This is a genomic window from bacterium (assembly GCA_035295165.1).
In the GTDB taxonomy this organism is placed as follows: Bacteria; Sysuimicrobiota; Sysuimicrobiia; order Sysuimicrobiales; family Segetimicrobiaceae; genus JAJPIA01.
In genome coordinates this window covers 1-20,067 of record DATGJN010000120.1, presented here as the reverse complement: position 1 = coordinate 20,067, position 20,067 = coordinate 1, and the positions used below count along the sequence as shown (strand labels likewise).

General features: G+C 65.6%; 20 protein-coding genes, 2 tRNA genes, 1 pseudogene and 1 riboswitch. Of the genes and pseudogenes, 14 read left to right on the top strand and 9 right to left on the bottom strand.

The features are described from left to right. Positions 1–140 (top strand): integrase core domain-containing protein (locus tag VKZ50_22200; GenBank protein HLJ62438.1); only part of this gene is annotated, 140 nt, incomplete at its 5' end. Here VKZ50_22200 and VKZ50_22195 read toward each other — a convergent pair. Next, entirely contained in the window at positions 137–748 is a 612-nt protein-coding gene (locus VKZ50_22195) for a DinB family protein (GenBank protein ID HLJ62437.1), read from the bottom strand. The genes VKZ50_22200 and VKZ50_22195 overlap by 4 nt on opposite strands. Before the next feature lie 274 nt (positions 749–1,022). Further along, positions 1,023–1,097, top strand: a riboswitch (cyclic di-GMP riboswitch). 273 nt (positions 1,098–1,370) lie between these two features. Here VKZ50_22195 and VKZ50_22190 point away from each other — a divergent pair. From VKZ50_22190 to VKZ50_22160, 7 genes are all read left to right on the top strand, one after another. Next, a complete protein-coding gene (locus VKZ50_22190; GenBank protein HLJ62436.1) occupies positions 1,371–3,785 on the top strand; it encodes a hypothetical protein in 2,415 nt (804 codons plus the stop codon). 8 nt (positions 3,786–3,793) lie between these two features. Beyond that, a complete protein-coding gene (locus VKZ50_22185; GenBank protein ID HLJ62435.1) occupies positions 3,794–4,225 on the top strand; it encodes a DUF1360 domain-containing protein in 432 nt (143 codons plus the stop codon). Positions 4,226–4,373: 148 nt separating this feature from the next. Beyond that, positions 4,374–4,523, top strand: coding sequence for a hypothetical protein (locus VKZ50_22180; GenBank protein ID HLJ62434.1), 150 nt, complete (start codon positions 4,374–4,376; stop codon positions 4,521–4,523). 144 nt (positions 4,524–4,667) lie between these two features. Further along, positions 4,668–6,002 (top strand): hypothetical protein, encoded by a 1,335-nt coding sequence (locus tag VKZ50_22175; GenBank protein HLJ62433.1) that lies wholly within the window; start codon positions 4,668–4,670, stop codon positions 6,000–6,002. A 413-nt stretch (positions 6,003–6,415) separates the two neighbouring features. Next, positions 6,416–7,228, top strand: a complete 813-nt coding sequence (gene ubiE / locus VKZ50_22170) for a bifunctional demethylmenaquinone methyltransferase/2-methoxy-6-polyprenyl-1,4-benzoquinol methylase UbiE (GenBank protein ID HLJ62432.1) — start codon at positions 6,416–6,418, stop codon at positions 7,226–7,228. 38 nt (positions 7,229–7,266) lie between these two features. Beyond that, positions 7,267–8,142: a 1,4-dihydroxy-2-naphthoate polyprenyltransferase gene (locus VKZ50_22165; protein ID HLJ62431.1), complete on the top strand. Its 876-nt coding sequence runs from the start codon at positions 7,267–7,269 to the stop codon at positions 8,140–8,142. Positions 8,143–8,385: 243 nt separating this feature from the next. Continuing rightward, on the top strand, positions 8,386–8,850 hold the full coding sequence (locus VKZ50_22160) for a 4Fe-4S dicluster domain-containing protein (protein HLJ62430.1): 465 nt from the start codon (positions 8,386–8,388) through the stop codon (positions 8,848–8,850). 243 nt (positions 8,851–9,093) lie between these two features. On the opposite strand, the pseudogene VKZ50_22155 reads toward VKZ50_22160, so the two are convergent. Beyond that, positions 9,094–9,282 (bottom strand): annotated as a pseudogene (locus tag VKZ50_22155) (S41 family peptidase). Positions 9,283–9,441: 159 nt separating this feature from the next. Then, positions 9,442–9,777 (bottom strand): OsmC family protein, encoded by a 336-nt coding sequence (locus VKZ50_22150; protein HLJ62429.1) that lies wholly within the window; start codon positions 9,775–9,777, stop codon positions 9,442–9,444. Positions 9,778–10,392: 615 nt separating this feature from the next. Here VKZ50_22150 and VKZ50_22145 point away from each other — a divergent pair. The 3 genes from VKZ50_22145 (at position 10,393) to VKZ50_22135 (ending at position 13,578) form a co-directional block, all read left to right on the top strand. Next, positions 10,393–11,694, top strand: coding sequence for an ABC transporter substrate-binding protein (locus VKZ50_22145; protein ID HLJ62428.1), 1,302 nt, complete (start codon positions 10,393–10,395; stop codon positions 11,692–11,694). Between the two features lie 116 nt (positions 11,695–11,810). Continuing rightward, positions 11,811–12,737: a sugar ABC transporter permease gene (locus VKZ50_22140; protein ID HLJ62427.1), complete on the top strand. Its 927-nt coding sequence runs from the start codon at positions 11,811–11,813 to the stop codon at positions 12,735–12,737. Position 12,738: 1 nt separating this feature from the next. Further along, positions 12,739–13,578 (top strand): carbohydrate ABC transporter permease, encoded by an 840-nt coding sequence (locus VKZ50_22135; GenBank protein HLJ62426.1) that lies wholly within the window; start codon positions 12,739–12,741, stop codon positions 13,576–13,578. A gap of 161 nt (positions 13,579–13,739) precedes the next feature. Here the strand turns inward: VKZ50_22135 and VKZ50_22130 are convergent. From VKZ50_22130 to VKZ50_22120, 3 genes are all read right to left on the bottom strand, one after another. Further along, positions 13,740–13,813 (bottom strand) — tRNA-Ile (locus VKZ50_22130). Between the two features lie 61 nt (positions 13,814–13,874). Continuing rightward, the gene (locus tag VKZ50_22125; protein ID HLJ62425.1) at positions 13,875–14,714 is read right to left on the bottom strand and encodes a carbohydrate ABC transporter permease; all 840 of its coding nucleotides are present in this window, start codon (positions 14,712–14,714) and stop codon (positions 13,875–13,877) included. A 1-nt stretch (position 14,715) separates the two neighbouring features. Then, positions 14,716–15,636, bottom strand: coding sequence for a sugar ABC transporter permease (locus tag VKZ50_22120; GenBank protein HLJ62424.1), 921 nt, complete (start codon positions 15,634–15,636; stop codon positions 14,716–14,718). Positions 15,637–16,107: 471 nt separating this feature from the next. On the opposite strand from VKZ50_22120, the gene VKZ50_22115 reads away from it, so the two are divergent. The 3 genes from VKZ50_22115 (at position 16,108) to VKZ50_22105 (ending at position 17,805) form a co-directional block, all read left to right on the top strand. After that, on the top strand, positions 16,108–16,389 hold the full coding sequence (locus VKZ50_22115) for an IreB family regulatory phosphoprotein (protein HLJ62423.1): 282 nt from the start codon (positions 16,108–16,110) through the stop codon (positions 16,387–16,389). Between the two features lie 28 nt (positions 16,390–16,417). Further along, on the top strand, positions 16,418–17,665 hold the full coding sequence (murA, locus tag VKZ50_22110) for a UDP-N-acetylglucosamine 1-carboxyvinyltransferase (GenBank protein HLJ62422.1): 1,248 nt from the start codon (positions 16,418–16,420) through the stop codon (positions 17,663–17,665). Positions 17,666–17,730: 65 nt separating this feature from the next. Continuing rightward, positions 17,731–17,805: transfer RNA gene (locus VKZ50_22105), tRNA-Val, on the top strand. A 61-nt stretch (positions 17,806–17,866) separates the two neighbouring features. On the opposite strand, the gene VKZ50_22100 is transcribed toward VKZ50_22105, so the two are convergent. The 3 genes from VKZ50_22100 to VKZ50_22090 all read right to left on the bottom strand — a co-directional run. After that, on the bottom strand, positions 17,867–18,196 hold the full coding sequence (locus VKZ50_22100) for a tyrosine-type recombinase/integrase (protein HLJ62421.1): 330 nt from the start codon (positions 18,194–18,196) through the stop codon (positions 17,867–17,869). Between the two features lie 229 nt (positions 18,197–18,425). Next, on the bottom strand, positions 18,426–19,580 hold the full coding sequence (locus tag VKZ50_22095) for a hypothetical protein (protein HLJ62420.1): 1,155 nt from the start codon (positions 19,578–19,580) through the stop codon (positions 18,426–18,428). A 341-nt stretch (positions 19,581–19,921) separates the two neighbouring features. Continuing rightward, the coding region (locus tag VKZ50_22090) for an integrase core domain-containing protein (GenBank protein ID HLJ62419.1) at positions 19,922–20,067 on the bottom strand (146 nt) is incomplete at its 5' end.

Here is a 20,067-nt window from a genome sequence, read left to right as displayed (position 1 = left end):
TCTACCGCTCCAACGAGGAGCGCCGCGTCGCGTTTCCGAAGTGGTTGCACTACTACAATCACCATCGCCCCCACACGGCGCTGGAAGGGCGGGTCCCAGCGGTCGCGAGTGTCAACAACGTGTGTGGGAACCACAACTAGTCGGTCCACGTGCCGAGCGCGCGTCGGAGTACCATGAGCTGTCCCAGGTGGTAGGCGTTGTGGTCGGCCACCAGCAGGGCTTCGTGTAAGATCGTGGGGCCCTTGGGATCGTGCGGGACTCTCGCGAGCAGGTCGGCCTTCGCGACGAGGTCGAGAAACGCCCGCCGGTCCGCCTCGAACGCGCGGACGGCGTCGTCCCACGCGCCGGGGGACGGTGGCGTCTCGTCGGGCCAATAATCGTCGGGCCAGTTGCGCTCGACGTAGTGGGGGTCTCGGACGTAGTCGAGAATGTCCCGCTGGCAGATGCGCAGGTGCTCGAGTTGCTGCCAAGGGGTGTAGGGCACGCCCACCGGCTTCCGGCCTTGCAGGTCTGCCGGCATCCCTGCCACCGCCCGCTCGAACTCCACGTGTGCGCCCCGTCCCTGGAGCAGGTGCAGGACATCCTCCTTGAGCGCCCGGTCACGGGCCGCCGCGGAGGCGGGGCCGCGCGCGGCGCGCGCGCGCCCGCGAGGTGCACGCGCACCGGTCGGCGTGCGGGACGTTTTCCGTGAGCCAGTTCGGCGGGTCGGTTGTTGGCGCGACCGGCGCGTGGTGCGTTTGGCGGCCATCGCGATCTCCCTCCTCTATCGCGATACTTCCGTGCTGCATTCCCCGCATATCGTAGCAGACCTTGGGGCTCGGCGTCTGCGGATGGCCGGGTCGGGGGCGCGCCGCGGCCGGCGCTGGGCGGGTGTGCGGGTATGCGGGCGTAGACTTGCGAGAATCTTGCCGGAGCATTTGTCGGACGCCCGCGCGCGTTGAGGGCACCGAACACACGACGGTGATTGACACTGATTTTGATTGCCACGCATAATCTGGCTAACAACCGAATAGCCAGCACCGCCTTCGAACGGGCAAACCCGAAGCGATTCGGGGACGCAAAGCCACGGGACCCTCGGGGTCAGCCGGGTTACCGAAAAGGGCCGAGTGCGCGTCACCGCGGCACGGAGTCCATTTGTGGGCATCCGTGCCCTTCTTTTGGCCTGGGTGTTGCCTCGAGTCGAATCTTCGACCCATTCCACAGGGGGCGGTTGCGGACACGTCGGCTTCATCGGCCGCGTCATGTGGGTCGCAGTCATGTGGCGAGGGAGGCGCCAGACTCGACGCGATTCCACAAGCGGCGCTCATTGTGTCGTTGAAAGACGTACCAGTGACGCGTACAAAGTCTGACAGAGAAACGGGGCCCCCATCATGAGCGACGGCAAAGGCAAGTCCCCCCGCAAGGCATCCACGTCCCCTGAGCAGGCCGAGATTAACAACGAAGACTTTCAGTTCGTGCTGAAGGCGCTGCTGGCGGCGTTCCAACCCATCCTGGCCGAACAACTCACCCTGGCCGGCAACCTTGACCAACTGAAGGAGCAAGCCGAAAGCCGGCCGCCCAACTGCGCCGACGAACTCGCAGAGGCCAACCGCCTCTTCGGCAAGTTCTTTACCGAGGACGTCGCGCTCCGGATGATTCCGCCCGAGGGGCGGAAACAGCTGGGGCCGATCGAGAACTGGCGCTGGTGCCTGGCGCACCTCCGCTGTTGCTTCGTCTTCGGATGGCTAGTCTGTCGCGGTCCGCGCACGTTCCGCGCGTGGACCTACTACGTCCACCAGTACTGGCTCTGCATCAGGGAGTCGCTCGGGACGCCGGTATCCAACCCGCCGACCGAGGAACAGCGGCAGGACTTCAGCACGCTGGTCGAGGCGCTGGCCAAGGCGTACAAGCCCTACCTGACCGACCAACTCGCCAGCGTCGAGTTTCGCGCCGGTATCCCGGACGAGGTACTGACGGGCGACATCGATTGCTTCGAAGGCCGGGAGGAAGTGTGCGACATCTTTGAGCGCCTGCTCACCGTCGACACGGCGCAGGCCCTGTTGGGCCGGGACGCGTTCGCGGCGCACAGCCAGGAGGCCTCCTTCTGGTTCTGCCGCTGCTGGTGCCTGTGCGCCATGTGCTTCGGGTGCTGCCTCGCTCGGGCCCGCAGCTTCGCGGACGTCGTGTGGTGCCTCGTGTACTTCTCGCGGTGCCTGGGGGACTGCTTCCGGCCGCTGATCTGCGCCATCACCCAGCCGCAGATGAACGCGTGCGCGGTGGAGCAGTACTACCCCGGTCCCAACGTCGAGGGCATCGAGATCGTCGGCACGGCGACGGGCGCCTTCTGCGACCACTACACGCTCGAGTGGAAGGATCCCCTGGCGCCTCCCTCGGCCTACACACAGACTGGCATTGTGTACGCGCCGCCGGCGCCGCCGGGAGGGCCCGGAGCCTGCGGGAAGGTGAATGCTCCGCTGGGGTATCTCGACACGCTCAGCACACCGGTGCCCGACGACGTTGAAGTCCGCCTCACGGTGTTCAGCGCGCAGGCCGGCCAGCAGCCGTGCGTCGCCACCGTCACGTTTCAGATCTTCCGGCAGCGCGTCTCGATCGAAGCGGTCGAAGGTGTGCAGGTCGAAACCCCCCCGGGGTGGCCCGATCCCAACGCCCCGTTAATCAACACGTCGATCGGGCAGGTCGCCTCGTTCGGTACCGCGCTGGAGATCTGGGGGCACGCGTGGGTGGGCATCTGCGCCGGGAAGCAGATCAAGGGCTACACGCTGTCGTATCAGGCGGACTTCATCAACAATCCCACGTTCGGGGTGTGGACGCAGTTCTGGCAGGTGGACTACACCAGCGCCAAGCAGCAGGCCGCGGTGCAGACCGGCTACTCGGACCTTACGAGCTTCTGGCAGTTCGTGCAGGTCTGCCCGGTGCCGCCGTGCCCGCCTCACCCGCTGTTGTCCTACGATCAACTCCTGCCGACCCGGTGGGTCAGCGGCGTCACGCCTCCCGCGGTTCCGGCGCCGCAGTTCTTCCCGGTGGATCCGCAACTCCCCCCGATTTGGGCGTCCCAGTCCCTTCCGTTCGTGAACTGCTACTCGGGGAAGTACACGCTTCGGCTCACCGTCGAGGACACGCTGAGCAACAAGTACTATGACACGCAGCACGTGTGGTTCGACAACAAAGCCATCTACGGCGAGATCACCGGCATCCTGGGCGTGGCGCCGTGCGCGGTCATCAACCTGAGCCAGATCCCCGGTGCGGGTGACTGCACCGTCCCGTGGCCCCTGGCGATTCAGGGCATTGCGTACGACGAGTACATCATCGAAGGCGACACGACGCACCCCAGCGACAACTTCGGCGGGTACTGTCTTACGCTCACGCGCCAGGGTGGGACCGAATCAGGGTGCACCCCGATCCTGTTGTCGGTGGCTCTCCCCGTGCCCGGGCCGAGCAGTCCGACGTCGATCGGCACCAATCGCGTCGGCGATCCGGGGACGCGGTGCCTTACCGCTTCGCCTCCACCGATGGTCATTCCGCCGAAGCAGTCCAACACCCTGACCGTCATGGATGCGCGGATGTTCGACGCGACCTGCGCGGCCTCGGCGTTGCCGGTACCCCCGGCGGGCTTTGCGTTGAAGCGGGCCGACCCGATCACCGGTCAGCCCGGGGAATGCTGTGCTTTCTTCTTCGCCTTGGACGTCTGGGACACCAGCATCTGCCCGAGTCTGTCCGGCGGTCGTCACGAGACCGGGTGGATCTGGCCGATCTACATCTGCAACGATCTGCCGCCGAAGTCCTAGGTGAGCGGATGACCTTCTGGATGCGGCTCGTGCTGGCCGTCCTCGCGACCTGGCGGGTCACGCACCTGCTGGCGAGCGAGGACGGCCCGGCGGACCTGGTGGTGCGTCTGCGGGTGCGCCTGGGCAGCGGATTCCTGGGCCGCCTCATGGATTGTTTCTACTGCCTGAGCCTGTGGGTGGCCGCGCCGCTGGCGTTCTTCGTCGGTGGCGGGCTCTCGGATTGGATCATCACCTGGCTGGCGCTTTCCGGTGCGGCGTGTCTGCTCGAGCGTCTCGGCCAGCCACCTGCGATCATGTCCCCCGCTGCGGCGGGAACGAAGGGAGAGGTTGACAATGTGTTGCGGTCAGAAGCGAGCGGCTCTCAAGACGACCACGTTGCCTACGGCTACTCCGCCGGGGATCCACCCCCCCGCGCCGGCCGCGCCGCACTCCGCGACTGAGGTGTCGCACGCGCCTGGGCGGGCAACGGCACCCCCCGCGGCCGGGGGGACCGCGCCGTCGCCTCGGGTCACGTGGCCGGCGCCGGCCCGGTCGTCGAGCATCGGGGGCGCGGTGGCGAATGGCGCGGATCCGTGGCGCGGTTCAGCGATGTTGCAGTACCAAGAAAAGTCGCCGATTGCGGTGCGCGGCCCGGTCACCGGCCGAGCGTACCGGTTCTCGGCAGCCCACGCCGTGCAGGCCGTCGATGCGGGCGACGCGGAGGCGCTGGTGCGGACCGGGTTCTTCCGCCGAGCGTAACGGTCATGCTGCGGGGGCCCCACACCTCCTGCGCGTGAGCAGGATCCGTGCCTCCGGTGCTCCCCGGCGCGGCGCCGGTCGTGCGGATGTGATTGGGCAGGCACGACGGCGGCACGTACCTTGACGAGAGAGGAGAGAACCAACATGGCGATCAACACGATTCCGACGACCCCGGCAACCGTGGGGTGCTGTCCGTCCCTCGAACCCTGTGTGGTGTGTGACACGCTCGACATCGGCTACCGGCTGCCGTTCCGGCCGGTGGTGATGGCGGGGAACCGCCAGCAGGTGGTGCCCGTGGAGGTGACGCTGCGGTTCCGCATCACACGCTGTTCGGGACCGTTGTCGCTCGGCGACCTACTCTACACGACCACGCTGCTTCCCGGCGAGAAGGTGCGCCTCTTCTCGAGCGATCGTCACACGCGCTTCAGCTTTGACAGCGAGACGAACCTGTCGTACCACAATCAGACGACCTCCGAGGAGTCCTACTACCTCGCGGGGATGGCCTACTCGATGAGCAATCTGAGCATGCTCGACACGACGCACACTAACACGTCCTTCAGTTCCTCGTCGGTCAGCGGCGGCGGCGGCGCGGGGATCGATCTCGGCATCGTCAGCATCGGCGGGTCCGCCTCGGGGAGCTCGTACGACGCCAACGGCGCGAGCACCGTTGCGCGGCAACTGACGCAGCACGCGGAGAGCTCGAACAACCACATGGAAGTCAGCACCAGAGCCGCGAGCTCGACGTCGATCGGCGAAGTGGCGACGCGCACCCATCAGCAGGGCGAGTCCGAGGACCAGTACGAGTCGGCGTCTCGCACGTTCACCAATCCCAACCGCTGTCACGCCGTGACGTTTCTTTTCTACCGCATCAACAAATGCCAAACGGTGCGGTTCGAGTTGGTGGGCATCGACCGGCGCGTGGACGACCCGTTGATGCCGACCGGTGCGGCGTTGAATCCGGCGCCACCCGCGACTTCGGTGGCCGTGCTCCCGAGTACCGTGCTGGCGACGGGCAAGGACCGACTCGACGTCGCCCAGCGCGCACAGGCAAGCGTCGCCGTCGAGCAGGGCGGGGGACAAACGGCGGCCGGAGCCGCGCGGTTGACGGCGGCGACCGCCGTGTTTGCGCAGGCCCCGATCGCGCTGGATCTGCGAAAGGCCGCGCTCGCGCAGGTCGACAAGGACCTGGTTACGGAAGGGTTGCTGGACCAGAACGGCAATGTGTCCCCCGGCGCCGCGCAGCTGTTCTCGTGGGAGAAGACGTCTCCGATTCCGACGCCGGGCGTGCTCGTCAAGGGGTGCTTGGACGACTGCGATATCTGCGAACCCGAGCTGCAAAAGGAGCGGGAGCTGGAGTTGACGCGGATGGACCTCGAGAACCAGTTGCTCAAGCGGAAGATCGATCTGCTCGACAAGGCTCAGGAGTACCGGTGCTGCCCCGCGGACGACGACGAACCGACCGCCAAGACGGGGACCTAGCCGTCGAACACGCGTCGAACGCGTGAGACCCTGTTCCGGGCAGTCACCCCGCCAGGCTGCATGTGCACACCGTCGGGTGGGGTGACTGCCCACGCGTCAACGATCGCCCGGCGCGCGGTCGTGACGGATGTCCGAAGAGCGCTCGCTTCGACTGTCCTGACGCAGAAGATCATGACCGCGCGCCACCGTGGGAACGTCGTGCAGCCCGAGCCCCCTCGACGCGGTGGGGAACGCCGCGCCCGCCGGCGAACGCTGCGTGGGCAGTCAGGCGGGACGTGCGCGCCTGCTGGTGGCCGTGGCGATCCATCGGATCCCGCGCGCCGGGCACGGCGTCGAGGTTCATAGCCAACGCACGCCCGGTGGCGGTTCGGCGCACGGGAGGGAAGCACGCGGCGTCACGGAAGAGGACCGTGGTGACGGACGAACGCCGGGAGGACTCCGTGGGCGTGCGTGTCGGGCACGGGCTGGTGCCCGAAGACGAGCGGGTCCGGTACGTCCGCGGCATGTTTGGGGCGATCGCTCCGCGCTACGATCTCGCCAATACTCTCCTGTCAGCTGGTCTGCACCGGGTGTGGAAGCGGGGGACCGTGCGGCTGGTCGGCGCATCCCTTGGCGACCGAGCGGTAGATGTGTGTTGCGGCACGGGTGATCTGGCGCTCCTGCTGGCGAAGCGCGTCGGTCCAGGGGGTGCCGTCCTTGGCGTAGATTTCAGCGAGGAGATGCTTCGCATCGCCCGCCGACGCGCCGCGGCCGCCGGGCTGGCCCGAATCTGCCGGTTCGCGGAGGGCGATGCGGAGGCGTTGGCCCTTCGAGACGCCACCTTCGACGTGGCGACCGTTGGGTTCGGGATCAGGAATGTCCGGTCCCCGGAGGCGGCCCTCCGGGAGCTCCGGCGCGTGCTGCGGCCTGGCGGCCGGCTGGCGGTCCTCGAGTTCAGCCGCCCGTCGAACGCCGCCGTGCGAGCGCTCTATGATTGGTACTCTTTCGCGGTTGTGCCGCGGGTCGGACGGATCGTCGCCAGCCATCCCGACGCGTACGCCTATCTCCCGACGTCGATCCGTCGCTGGCCGGATCAACGAGGATTTGCCGAGATCCTTCGGAACGTCGGCTTCGCGGACATCGAAGTCCGAAACATCCTCACGGGCGTTGCGGCGATCCACGTCGCGGTGGGTGATGGGCCCGCGCGTGGGGGGGCCGTGCCCGCACGCGCGAGGAGCGGAGGATAGCCCCAATCACCTCGACCGTGTTCAAGAAGGGGTGCAACGTGGCGTCGTGGCGGGCGTGGGTGCTGGCCGTCCGTGTGCCCACGTTGACGGCGGCCGTCGCACCCGTGTTGGTCGGCACGGCCGTCGCCGCGCGCCAAGGACAGTTCCGCCCGTGGGGGGCACTGGGGGCGCTCGTCGTTTCCCTGTGCATCCAGGTCGGCACCAACCTCCACAACGACGTCCTCGATTTTCTCCGCGGAGCGGATACAACATCCCGGCGCGGACCCGCCCGCGCCACTCAGAGCGGGCTGCTGACGCCGAAGCAGGCCGCCGCGGGTGCGTACGTGTGGTTCGGCGTCGCGGGCGCCGTCGGACTCGCATTCGCGGCCCGCTACGGCTGGCCGGTCGTGGCGGCCGGGCTGCTCGCGATCGCCGCCGGGCTCGGGTACACCGGTGGCCCCTGGCCGATCGGCTACCACGGGTTTGGTGAGCTCTTCGTATTTCTGTTCTTCGGTCTGCTGGCGGTCGCGGGGACGACCTACGTGCAAGCGGGGAGCGTCAGCGTGCTCGCGATCGCGGCCGCTGTGCCCGTCGGCTTGCTGGCGACGGCCATCATCGTGGTTAACAACCTGCGTGATCTCGAGACCGACCGTGCCGCCGGCAAGCGGACGCTCGCCGTACGCATCGGCGAGCGCAGGACGCGCGGGCTGTACCTCGGCTGCCTCGTCGGTGCGGGGATCGTGCCCGTCGTGATGCGATGCGTCGGGTTGGTCGAGGGGTGGTTTTGGCTCCCGTGGCTGACGGTGCCGCTCGGTGTGGCGCTCATCCGTGCCGTGTGGCGGGTCTCAACCGCCGCTGAGTACAATCGGAGTCTCCGTAGGACGGCGGCGTTGCACCTGCTCTTCGCGATGTTGTTGGCGGCGAGCCTCGTCTGATGCGGTGACAGTGCCGTCCCGAACGGCTGGCCTCCAGGTGGGCGCGCGGACGCGCAGCGCAGTTGCGCAGGTGCGCTGACCATTATGTGGGGGTGGCCCGGGCGCGTCGGCGCAGGACGATGTCGGGCGACGAGGGGTGCCGCGGCCTGATCGCGCAATGCCGGAGGCGCGATCCGGACGAGTGCCATCCCGCCGCGTATAATGACGACGGAGTGCAGGCCGTGCCAGCCGGATGGGCGGACCGTGGCGCTGAGGATTACCGACGAGTGCATCGAGTGTAAGGCCTGCCTGGGGACCTGTCCCTACCAGGCGGTGGTGTACGTGCGGGTCGTGGATCGGCACCCGCACTATCGGATCGATCCTGCGACCTGTACCCACTGCTGGCCGTTCGATCCGGCACCGCGGTGCGTCGACGTCTGCCCGGTCGGGTGCATCGTCCATGACGCCGGGCATCTGGCGCCGGCGGTTTCCGTGATCCGAGAGGAATTCGGCAACGTCGTGGATGTTGCCGGTCCGCGCGAGGCCGGGCGAGTGATTGCGCGCCTGCGGCACTGGGTTCGCAAATGGATCCGCAGCCTCCCAGGTGGCGTGCAGGGACGCGGTACGGCAGATCAGTTGCTGGATTTCTGCAACTGGCTGGCGCTGCTGGAAAGTGAGTTCGCGCCCGATGGGGCAGGTACAGACTCCCGGGAAACCCAGGAATCGTGATGCGTTCCAAGACAGCGGTGGCAGCCGCTCGCGTGCCGCTGTGTGACGCCACCTGCGTCGCGCGGCCGTTAGCGCGCCGATCGAACCAACCGGGGCAGGGATGCCGCATGGCCCGACGCTGCCGCGGCTTGAAGCGCCACCCGCATCTGCCGGTCGACACCACGCTCCATGGCGGCCTCCGTGAGCGTCACCGGGACGTTCGGGGAGATTCCCCCGCCCTCGACCCGCGTCGCGCGGGGTCGTGAGCCGCTCGACCGTGACGGACATTCCCCCGTCCGGGAGAAGGACCTCAACCGCCCCACCCAGAGCGCCCGCGGTCTTCTCTCCCACGATCGTCGCACGATGATAGTCCTCGAACGCGCCGGCCACGATCTCCGCGCCGGAGTCGCTGCCGGCCCCGGAGGTGCCGCGTTGATCCCGCTCGATGACCATCTGACGTTGGGGTTGGCTGACGCAGAGCTCGTTCCGTAATGCGAGATAGCAGCATACTAAGGTCTTAGGAATGGGGCGGGGATCGCCTGCCCGCGCCTAGGGACGACTCGTTACCTGGATCCGGAACTCGGTCGCGACCGCGACCGTGCGGTACAGGGGTCAGCGGCTCCGCCAGACTTCAACGAGTTGGTCAGCCACGTCCTGTCCCACACCGCGAAACTCAAACCGCACGTCGACCGTGGCGAATCGCGTCGGATCCGGGGGAGCTTGGTGCCCGGAGATCGTAACCGTCAAGCCGGGGACGCGGACGCCCGTGTCCCGGGCGTACTTCTCGATCAACGTCACCCCGCAGGACGCGATCCCGCCCAGAAATGCCTCGGTGTTGGTCAGTCCCTCACCCGGGCCCGAGGACGAGTCCAGGACGAAGCTGTGCATCCGCGCGGTGTTGAGGGCACGGCCCGGTTGGCCGATTGAGTCACTGCGCACCGTGGTCATTTTCATGCCACCACTCACAAGAGACTCCCGGAGTTGTGACGTTCACGGTGTACATTTCTCGCGCGGCTCGCAGAACCCTCCGGGCTCCAGGCGCGCCCGCCGCGAAGCACGAGTTCGGAAGATCCCCTCGGGGCTACGTGTTTCCGGATCCGAGCCTCGACACGCGACTCAGCACAGAGAAGGAATCCGAGCACTGTGACCGCATCGCGACTATGGACCACAGCGAACGCATTCGACACGCCGGACCCGGTCGCATGGGCGGCGGTGGAGAAGGTGAGCAAGAGGCAGGACGGTAAGGTCGTGATCAAGAAGATGACGCAATGTGTGGTGAGCCACCGGGGGCGCCCAGGGGTGCACGGATCCTCGACGGTTCGCGGCGATGGTCGTGCAGAGGAGGGAGTACCGAAGCGTGCCAGCGTCGATGTGTCGGCTGAGGTCCAGGCCCTGGCCCTGGGCAGTGGATCCGATGGGTCGAACCCGCATGGTTGCGCACCGAGGATTCATCGGAGACGAAATGGTATCGCGATTTCGCGGACCGCAACAATCTACAAGAATCCATACAACAGGATGGGCGCGGTAGATGAGTTGGACTACACATGAAGGGGGGATATCAGTATGTCCGCTCGGCGTAGGTGGATAGCGCTCCTCGCTGCGGCGTTGATGGCCGTCGTCTTGATCCCAGGCGGTGCTCGCGCGCAGACGGCCATCACGCTCACGTACGACTTTCCGATCGGTGTGTCGGGACCGCTATATGATCTGATGACGAGCATTGTCGGCGACTTTAACCGCTCGCATCCCACCATTCAAGTTCAGCCCGTCTTCGCGGGCAACTACGTCCAGGCAATGGCCAAGGTGGTAACCGGGGTCGTGGGCGGGAACCCGCCGGACGTCGCCGTCCTGGACACGCCTGAGTTGTACTCCCTCCTCGACCAGAATGCGCTCATTCCGCTGGATGATTTCATCGCGAAGCAACCGAGCGGTTGGCTCGACGACTTCTACTCTGCGTTGCTTCTGAACGCCCGTTCCAACGGGCACATCTACAGTATCCCGTACCAGCGAAGTACCGTGATATTCTTCTACAACAAAGACATGTTCCAGAAGGCCGGTCTGGATCCCAACAGTCCGCCCAAGAACTGGACGCAACTCGTAGCCGACGCGCAGAAGCTGACCATCCGTGACGCGAGCGGCCAGGCCACCCAGTGGGGCGTCGAGATACCGGTTGTGGACACATCGCCCTGGACCATTCAAGGTTTCTTCGTCGAGCAGAAGGCGAAATACTTCGATTCGGTCGGCGGCAAGTGGGTCAAGTTCAACTCCCCCGAGACGCAGGCAGCCGTCCAGTTCATCCTCGATCTCCAGAACAAGTACAAAGTGCACCCGCCGGGGCCGTCCAGTCCTGCATTCTGGGGCCAGGTTCCCCAGGACTTCATCCAGCAGAAGGTCGCGATGATCTACACGACGACCGGCAACATGACGTTCATCAGGACTAATGCGAAGTTCAATTGGAGTGCGGCCTTTATGCCGGCCGGCGCGCAGTGGGGATCGGTCACCGGCGGCGGCAGCATGTACGTGCTCAAGACAACGCCCGAGCGCGAACAGGCAGCGTGGACGTTCGTGACGTGGATGACGGATCCGGTCCAAGCTGCCAGGTGGAGCATCGGCACCGGGTACGTGCCGATCCGAAAGACCGAACTCTCGACGCCGGCGTTCGCAGCCTATATGCAGCAACTGCCGCAGGCGCTGACCGCGACCCTGCAGTTGCGCGTGGCCGGCGAGCAGATGACCGTTCACGATCAAGATGAGGTCCAGCAGACGCTGGTCACGGCAGTGCAAGCGGCCCAGTCCGGCCGTTTGACCGTGAAAGCGGCGCTCGACCAAGCGCAGCGGAATGCGACTCAACTTCTATCGAAGTATTAAGGATTTCCGTTCGGCTGTTCCATCGGAAGTGAGAACCGCCATTTGCATCATCGTGCACGCGGCCGTGCCGTGACGGGCACGGCCGCGTGCCACCCCAGTGGCGGGACGCCTGTTTGTTGACCACGACACCCAAGGCGCTAGGATCCCATCTCCCTGTACAGGCGACGCGCCGGCGCCGCTGGCGGATCCAACCTTATCTGTTCCTACTGCCGTCACTGGTGTTTCTTGGCACGTTCACATATTATCCGGTACTGTCGTCGCTGGAAATGAGCCTCCAGCAGCTGAGTCCCGTGACGCACCGCTTCGCCTTCGTCGGAGTCGCGAACTATGCGGAGCTCGCCCGCGACCCCATCTTCGGCCAGGTGCTCAAGAACAGCGCGGAGTTTCTCATCGGCACGGTCCCGGTCACGGTTGCGTTGGCGCTGGCGCTGGCCGTGGCGCTGAGCCGCACGCGTGCGTTGACGACGGCGTTCCGGACGGCGTTCTTCTACCCGGCGCTGCTTCCACTCGTGGGTGCGGCGGCGATCTGGTTGTTCGTCTATACCCCGGGCTACGGGTTGATCGACGTGTACCTGCGCGGCTTGGTTCCGCCTGGCGTGGGGTGGCTGAGCAGCCCCGTCTATGCGCTCCCCGCCGTGATCGTGATGACAATCTGGAAAAACGCCGGCTACTACATGTTGTTCTACCTGGCGGGGCTACAGACGATTTCCGCAGAGCTGTACGAGGCGGCGCGCCTCGAGGGCGCGTCCTCCTGGCAACAGTTCCGCCAGATTACGTTTCCGCTCCTGGGCCCGACAACGCTGTTCGTACTCGTCATTGCTAGCATCAACGCGTTCCAGTCAGTCGATCAAATCTTCGTAATGACGAGCGGAGGGCCTGACAACACGACCAACCTGCTGTTGTTCTACACCTACCAAGTAGCGTTCATGTTCTTCAACTTTGGCAAAGCGGCAGCGTTGACGGTGTTCCTTCTCGCCACACTGATGCTCATCGCCGCGATCAGCTTCGGTGTGCTCGAGCGTCGGATTCACTACGAAGCGTAGCATGTCGCGCCGCTGGGCCTTCCGGATCGTGGACGCCGCCTGGACGGCGGGCATCGGCGCGCTCGCCTTCATCTGGCTGTTCCCGTTGCTGTGGGCCTTCTCCGCGTCACTGCGGGCGCCGGGCGAGCTGGGGGGCCAGATCGCCTCCCTGTGGGTGTCGCACCCCACACTCGGCAACTTCTGGGATGCGTGGCACGATGCGCCTTTTCTCCGGCTGTATTACAACACGGCGGTGGTCGTCTTCGGGATCTTGGCAGTCCAACTCGTCACGATCACGCTCGCCGCCTACGCATTCGCGCGCCTTGAGTTCTGGGGTCGGGACGTGCTGTTTCGGCTATTCCTGCTGCAACTCATGGTGGCCCCCTCGTCGCTGATCCTCCCGAACTTCGTGACGCTCAGGACGTTGGGATTGCTAGACACGCGGCTTGGCATTATGGTCCCCTACTTCGCCTCGGCGTTTGGCACGTTTCTTCTGCGGCAGGCTTTTCGCAACGTGCCGCGGGATCTGGAGGATTCCGCGGCGGTCGACGGCTGCAATGCGTTGCAAACGATATGGTACGTGTTCGTTCCACTCACCAGACCGACGCTGCTGGCGTTTTCGATCGTCAGCATCGTCTACCACTACAACGAATTCCTGTGGCCGCTCATCATCACCAATACGGAACGCGCGCGCACGGTTACCGTCGGCCTCGCGTCGTTCACACAGGGCGCGGAATCCGCAGCTCAGTGGAACCTCATCGCGGCGGGAACGGTGATCGTCATCCTGCCCTTGTTGGTCGTATTCGTGCTCTTTCAGCGGCGCTTCGTGGAGAGTTTTATGTACTCGGGGCTCAAGGGATAGCCCTCGGCGGGTTTGCTACGAAGCCGAGGCCTTGCCCGTCATCCGGCGTTCTGCACGGCACGAACGAGGCGCAACGCGGGGGTGCGGAGAACCCTAAGCCGTTGCTAGTACCTCCGGCACGATCGCCGACGACCCCATCACGCTATAACCCTAGTAAAGTATGGTGGGCCCGCCAGGACTTGAACCTGGGTCCGCCGGTTATGAGCCGGATGCTCTACCCTTGAGCTACGGGCCCCGACGTGATTATACCATTGACGATCGCCGGCGGCCGCGGTCCCGCGAGGCGAACCCACTGTCTACCCTTTCAGGCCTGAATACATGAAGCTCTCGACGAACCGCCGTTGGAACAAGATGAACAGCACGAGGAGCGGCAGCACGACGACCACGGTTCCGGCCGCGATGATATTCCACTGCGCGCCGGACTCCGCCGACTGCGTGAACGACGCCAGCCCGACGGTGACCGTCCGTGCCCGATCCGTGTCTGTGATGATCAGCGGCCATAGAAACTCATTGTAATGATACACGACGCTGACGATTGAGAACGCGATCAACGTCGGCTTCGCGAGCGGGATGAACACGTTCCAGATGGTCTGGAGGGCGTTGCAGCCATCGATCGCCGCCGCGTCCTCGAGGTCGCGCGGTACGCCCCGGAACGCCTGTCGGAGCAGAAACGTGCCGAACGCGGAGGCGAAGTACGGGATCATGATCCCGAGCCGCGTGTTCAGCAACCCAAGGGTCTTGAGCGTCACGAAGTTCGGCAGGATCAGTGACGAGGGCGCGACCATGAGCTGGAGGAGGAACAACCGGAACAGCAGATCCCGTCCGGCGAACTCGAGCCGCGCGAACGCGTAGGCGGCGAGTGTGATCGTGACAAGCTGCATCGCTAGGATGCCGAAGACGACGATCGCGGTATTGTAGTAGAGGCGAAGGAACGGCGCGTCCGTCCACGCCTCGCGGAAGCTCTCGAGGCTCGGGTGCTGGATCCAGAGCGACGCCAACTGGCTGCCGAGCTGTCCCGGCGCTCGCACCGACGTGGCGAACGCCCACAGCAGCGGGAACACCCAGATGAACGCGAGCGCGCCCACCCCGAGAATCCAGGAGGCGTTGGCGACTCGGCGGGATGCGCGTTGGGACATCTCAGACCTCGTAGTGGATGCGGCGCTCGAGGAGCCCGAAGCTTGCCACCGCGATTGCCATCAGGACCGCAAGCAAGACGACGGTCAGCGCCGCAGCCTTGCCGAGATCGAAGAACATGAAGGCTGCCTGGTAGACGTAGAACAACAGCAGGTTCGTGGCGTTGTCGGGGCCGCCTCCCGTCATCACCCAGATCTGGTCGACCGACTGGAACGCGTTGATGCTGGCGATCAGTAGGACGAACAGCGTCGTGGGAGCCAGGAGCGGGAAGGTGATGGTCCGGAACTGCTGCCATGCGGAGGCGCCCTCGAGGCGCGCTGCCTCGTACAGCTCCGCCGAGACCGTCTGCAATCCCGCGAGGTAGAAGAGCATGTAGTACCCGGCGTTCTTCCAGATCGTCAGCACGATTACCGCCGGGAGCGCGTATGTCGGGCTCCCAAGCCAATTGATCCCGCCGGGGACGATCCCGCGGAGATAGACGTCGATCAGACCGTACCCAGGCGTGTACACGAATAGCCAGATCGCCGCCGCTCCCACGAGCGGGAGCAGGGTGGGATAGAAGAACGCGGTCCGGAACACCGTGCTCAGGGCGTGGGTGCGGGTCAGCAGCAGCGCGAGGATGAGCGCCAGCGCCACGGTGACCGGTACGGTCCCGAAGAGGAACACGGCGCTGTTCTTCAGGACCTGGCCGAACACTGGATCGGCGGCGAGCGCCGCGTAGTTTCCGAATGCCACGAATTGTAGCCGGTGCGTCGCCGGGTTCATGTGATGGAGGCTCATCTCCAGCGACGACAACACCGGATAGTAAGTGAACGTGATAAGAAAAATCAGCGAGGGTAGCAGGAATAGATACGGCTGCGTCTTCCAACGGCGGCGCGGGACTCGGGCGCGGAGCGGGGAGCCGGTCCCCGGGCGCAAGGTCACCGGATCCGAGTCCGGCGGGTTACATGGCGTGTCGTTCTCCGGATCGCGATCCTCATTCCGGCCGAGAGGCCTAGTACTTGGACAGGAGTCGGGTCGCGTCCCGCTGAACCTGATCAAGCGCCGCCTACACGCTCAAACGGCAGGACTGCGCCGGTCGGACCCAGTCAGTACCGCCCGTACACGCCCACCTTACTCTACGGACCGATAGTCAGCGCTCGGCGGTCGCAGGATGAACAGTTCGTCATGGCTGCATTAAGGATAGGTGCCGGCTCTCTGGGTCGCGCTTCTTCCAGCCAGAGGAAAGGTTCGCCTCCCCGCGAACAGTACCTCCGTCTGCTTGAGCGCGACGGGAAGTCGCCCCGTGGGGCACATCCGCGGGCCGGCGCTTGCGGGGTTCCCGGATCCTCTGGAAGAGGGGAGACCGGGCGGCGCCGATTGGTGTGCGCGTTGCGCGGAGCAGGGGGGAGTGCGGTGGGAGAGCACGAGAAGACCGGAGTCTTTCAGGTCGGGACACGGCACCTCCGGGACGTTGAGGAGGCGCTACGGTACGTCTACGACGCGCTTGTGGAGCGGGGGTACAATCCGGTCGATCAGATTGTCGGGTATCTCGTCTCCGGCGACCCCACCTACATCACGAGCCATAAGGACGCCCGCACCCTGATTCGGCAGATTGAGCGAGACCGCCTGCTGGAGGAACTTGTCCGCTGCTACGTTCGCACCACGATGGGAGGGACGCCCGCTGGCTCGCGCTGACATCGCCCAAGACACTCGTACCGAGCGGTTGCTCATCGAGGGCGCCGCCACGCTCCGCGGTCGGTTGCGAGTGGCCGGGGCCAAGAACAGCTCTTTGCCAATCATCGTCGCTGCGGCGCTCGCGGAGGACCGGTCCGTCATCGAGAACGTTCCCCACTGCCGAGACGTCGTCACGCTCCTCGAGATTCTCCGATCGATCGGCGTGGGCGTCGACTGGACCGGGCCCGGTCGTCTCGAGCTGGATGCTCGGCGCCTGACCGGTCACGTGGCACCGTACGAATTGTGCCGGCAGATGCGCGCTTCTATCTACGTAGCCGGCATGCTGCTGGCGCGCCTCGGCCGCGCCGAGGTACCGCTGCCCGGGGGATGCGTCATCGGGAGCCGGGGCGTGGATTTCCACATCCGCGGGTTCGAGGCGCTCGGGACGCGGGTCGCGACCGAGCACGGGTATCTCAAGGCGCATGCGCGGCGGCTGCGCCCCTCTACGTACTACGTCCCTCGCAGCAGCATGGGGACGACGATCAATCTCATGCTCGCGGCGTCCCGCACGTCCGGCGTGACGACTCTCCAGAACGCCGCGCGGGAGCCTGAAGTGGTCGATACGGCCGTGTTCCTCTCGTTGATGGGCGCGCGCGTGCGGGGTGCGGGGACCAACACGGTGACCGTCGAGGGAACGTCGGCGCTCCGTGGCGCCACCTACACGGTCATCCCCGATCGGATCGAAGCGGGCACCTACCTGATCGCCGCGGCGGCCACCCACGGCGACGTGCTGGTCGAGGATCTGATCTCCGAGCACGTCACGGCGCTTCTGACCAAGCTCAGCGACGCCGGCGTGACCATCGAATCCGGACCCGGAGGCGTGCGTGTCAAGGCGGAAGGGGAGCTCCGCCCCGTGGATGTGGATACCGCGCCGTATCCGGGGTTTGCGACGGACTTGCACCCGCAGTTCGCGGCGATGCTCGCGGGCGTCCCGGGCCGCAGCGCCATCCGCGAAACGATCTTCGAGAAGCGCTTCGGCTACGTGGATGAGTTACGCCGCATGGGTGCCGACATCCGCGTGGACGGTGATACGGCGATCATCACCGGGGTTCCGACGCTCTCGGGAGCGCCCGTGGAGGCGGTGGACATCCGGGCGGGCGCGGCGATGGTGATCGCCGGCCTCGCCGCCCAGGGCGAGACGCAGATCTCCAACCTCGAGAACCTCGACCGGGGCTACGACCGTCTTGAGGAGAAGTTGAGCGGGCTCGGCGCCAGCGTCCGGCGCGTGCGCGCGTAGTCTCCGTCGTCTGCATCGCGATCTCGCCGGTGGACCGGGTGGGTGGTCTGCTATACTGGGGTCACGGGCGAGTAGCTCAACGGTAGAGCGCCTCGCTTACACCGAGGAGGTCGCGGGTTCGACCCCTGCCTCGCCCACCAAGCAGGGCAACGCCTTGCGCTCGATGCACGCGACGCGCACCACAAGTTCTGCTATTCTCTGCTATTCCGAGCATCTGTCCGCAACCCCCAGGAGCCGCTTCTCCAGGTCCCGCGCCGCGTCGTGCTGCATGTGCGGCAGAACGTGTGCATAGATTCCGAGTGTCACGGCCGGCGTCGCGTGGCCGAGTCGTTCTTGAACGATCTTCACCGGTACCCCCTGCATTAGCAGATGGCTTGCATGGCAGTGCCGAAGGTCGTGGAATCCGATCCGTGGCACCTTGGCCCGCTTCAGGACGGCCCGAAGATCGCGCAGTTGAGATCGTGCCCGTGGAGTGTTTCCCGTCGACCTGAGCGAACACCAGGGCGTTCGACGCAGCGTTGCCGCGGGCACGGGCGAGCATATCGGTGAGCAGCGGAGGGATCGCCACCACCCGCCGGCTCTTGGGCGTCTTCGGCTCTTTGAACGCGACGTCGCCGCCGAGCCGGACGAACGTCTGCTGGACGGTGATCGTGTCGAGCAGCGGAACGAAGTGTCGCCACAGCGTCACCCCGTCATCGTCGTGTTTTCAGTACGCCCGCGGCCGGTCCGCATGCTCGTGATCCGGTGCGCACCGATCCTACTACTGGCAGCGGCAGTGCGCGATCATGTCCGATCCATCCGGCTCGATCACGAGCCGGCAGCGACCGTTCGGGCACGTGCCGCGACAGACCGCGGCCGCCGACTGACCGGAGCCTGATCTGAAGAGATCGCACGGACCCTTATACCCCACGCCCGGATCGGCTGGAAGCGTCGCGACCTGGATGTGATAGGCGTTCATGTCGTCACCACGCCAGCGGATTACACGTCCGGGTGGAGGGGCCGCAGGAGGGATGGCGGCGCCGCCAACACCGCGGTGGAAGCGCACATACCCGTCCCAGAAGCCGCCGTGGTTGTCTGCGCGGTTCGTGGTCTGACAGATCTCCGCGTCAAGACCGCGACGGCTCTGGATCGAACAACTGAACTCGAAGGTATCCTGGTCGATCTGCCGCATGGCGCCGTCGGCAGCGTCCTGGTGGTACGGAAGTCCTTTAGTGTGTTCAACCGACGCGGAGATGACCTGTCCTTTGAGCGAGACGCCCGGCCACACATCGTGGGCCAAGCTGAAGCGGACGACGGCGTTGATCGGTGCCCCCTGTCCGCCCGAGTCTTGATACGGAGGGAACCGTCCGCTCACGTCTGAAAGGATCGTGACACGGAAGCGTACCCAGTCGTTAGAGGGTGAGCGGTCGTATTCCCATGCGAGCCAATGGATCGGATGGATCTCGCGCTTGCCGTCGGGCGGATCATCGGGAGCCTCGCCGTCATGCCCAAGATCGATGACGTTCTCGCCGAAGATCCGCACGTCGCGTCCGATGGGCGGGCGCCAGTCCGCATTTGCGTCAAAGTTTCGGTCGGGCGCGATCTCGCACTCGAGCGGTCCCAGGAAGATCGAGTAGTCGAGGTCAGGACGCACGAGGCTACGCAGGCGCCGGAAGCGAGCGAGGGAGATCGGGATCCATACGCCATTGGCGACCACAACGTAGATTGCGGTGAACAACCAACCCAGAACGGGGATGTGCTCCAGTTGCGTGAGCCCTTCCGCGGGGGAGAGATGGTTGTTGTAGACGACGTCTGTGACCGATCCGCGGCACTCGATCTGGCGGGGCCCCCCAGCTCGGCGCCAATGGGGCGCCATGAACGGTAGGATCGGACGCTCGCTCGAATCAACGAGACAGTGTTTATATGTCAGCGGCATGACGTTGACCCCACCGCTCGGCGTAGGAAATCACGAGACGATCGCTGGCGTCTCACCCCACTCAGAAAGTTCGGGAGGCGCTCACCCTGGCCCGGCTTCTCACCGTCTTGTCGCCTGCGCCGCCCGTTCAGTCGTTCTCCGGAGACCTCCCGAAGTACGCCTGACTGGGTGCCCGAGCGTTGAAGTCGGGTTTTTCGCCGGAGGGTTGCGCCTCCGTCACTACTTGTATCATGTGCTGGAGCACCTCACAATCCGGAAACTTGGTTCGTGCGATTTCTGGACAATGTGGCTAGGATCATGTGGATAAGATCAGTACGCCGGGGACGCGTCAGATCCGCGCGCTAGCTGTGGTTCCCACACACGTTGTTGACACTCGCGACCGCTGGGACCCGCCCTTCCAGCGCCGTGTGGGGGCGATGGTGATTGTAGTAGTGCAACCACTTCGGAAACGCGACGCGGCGCTCCTCGTTGGAGCGGTAGAGCCGTG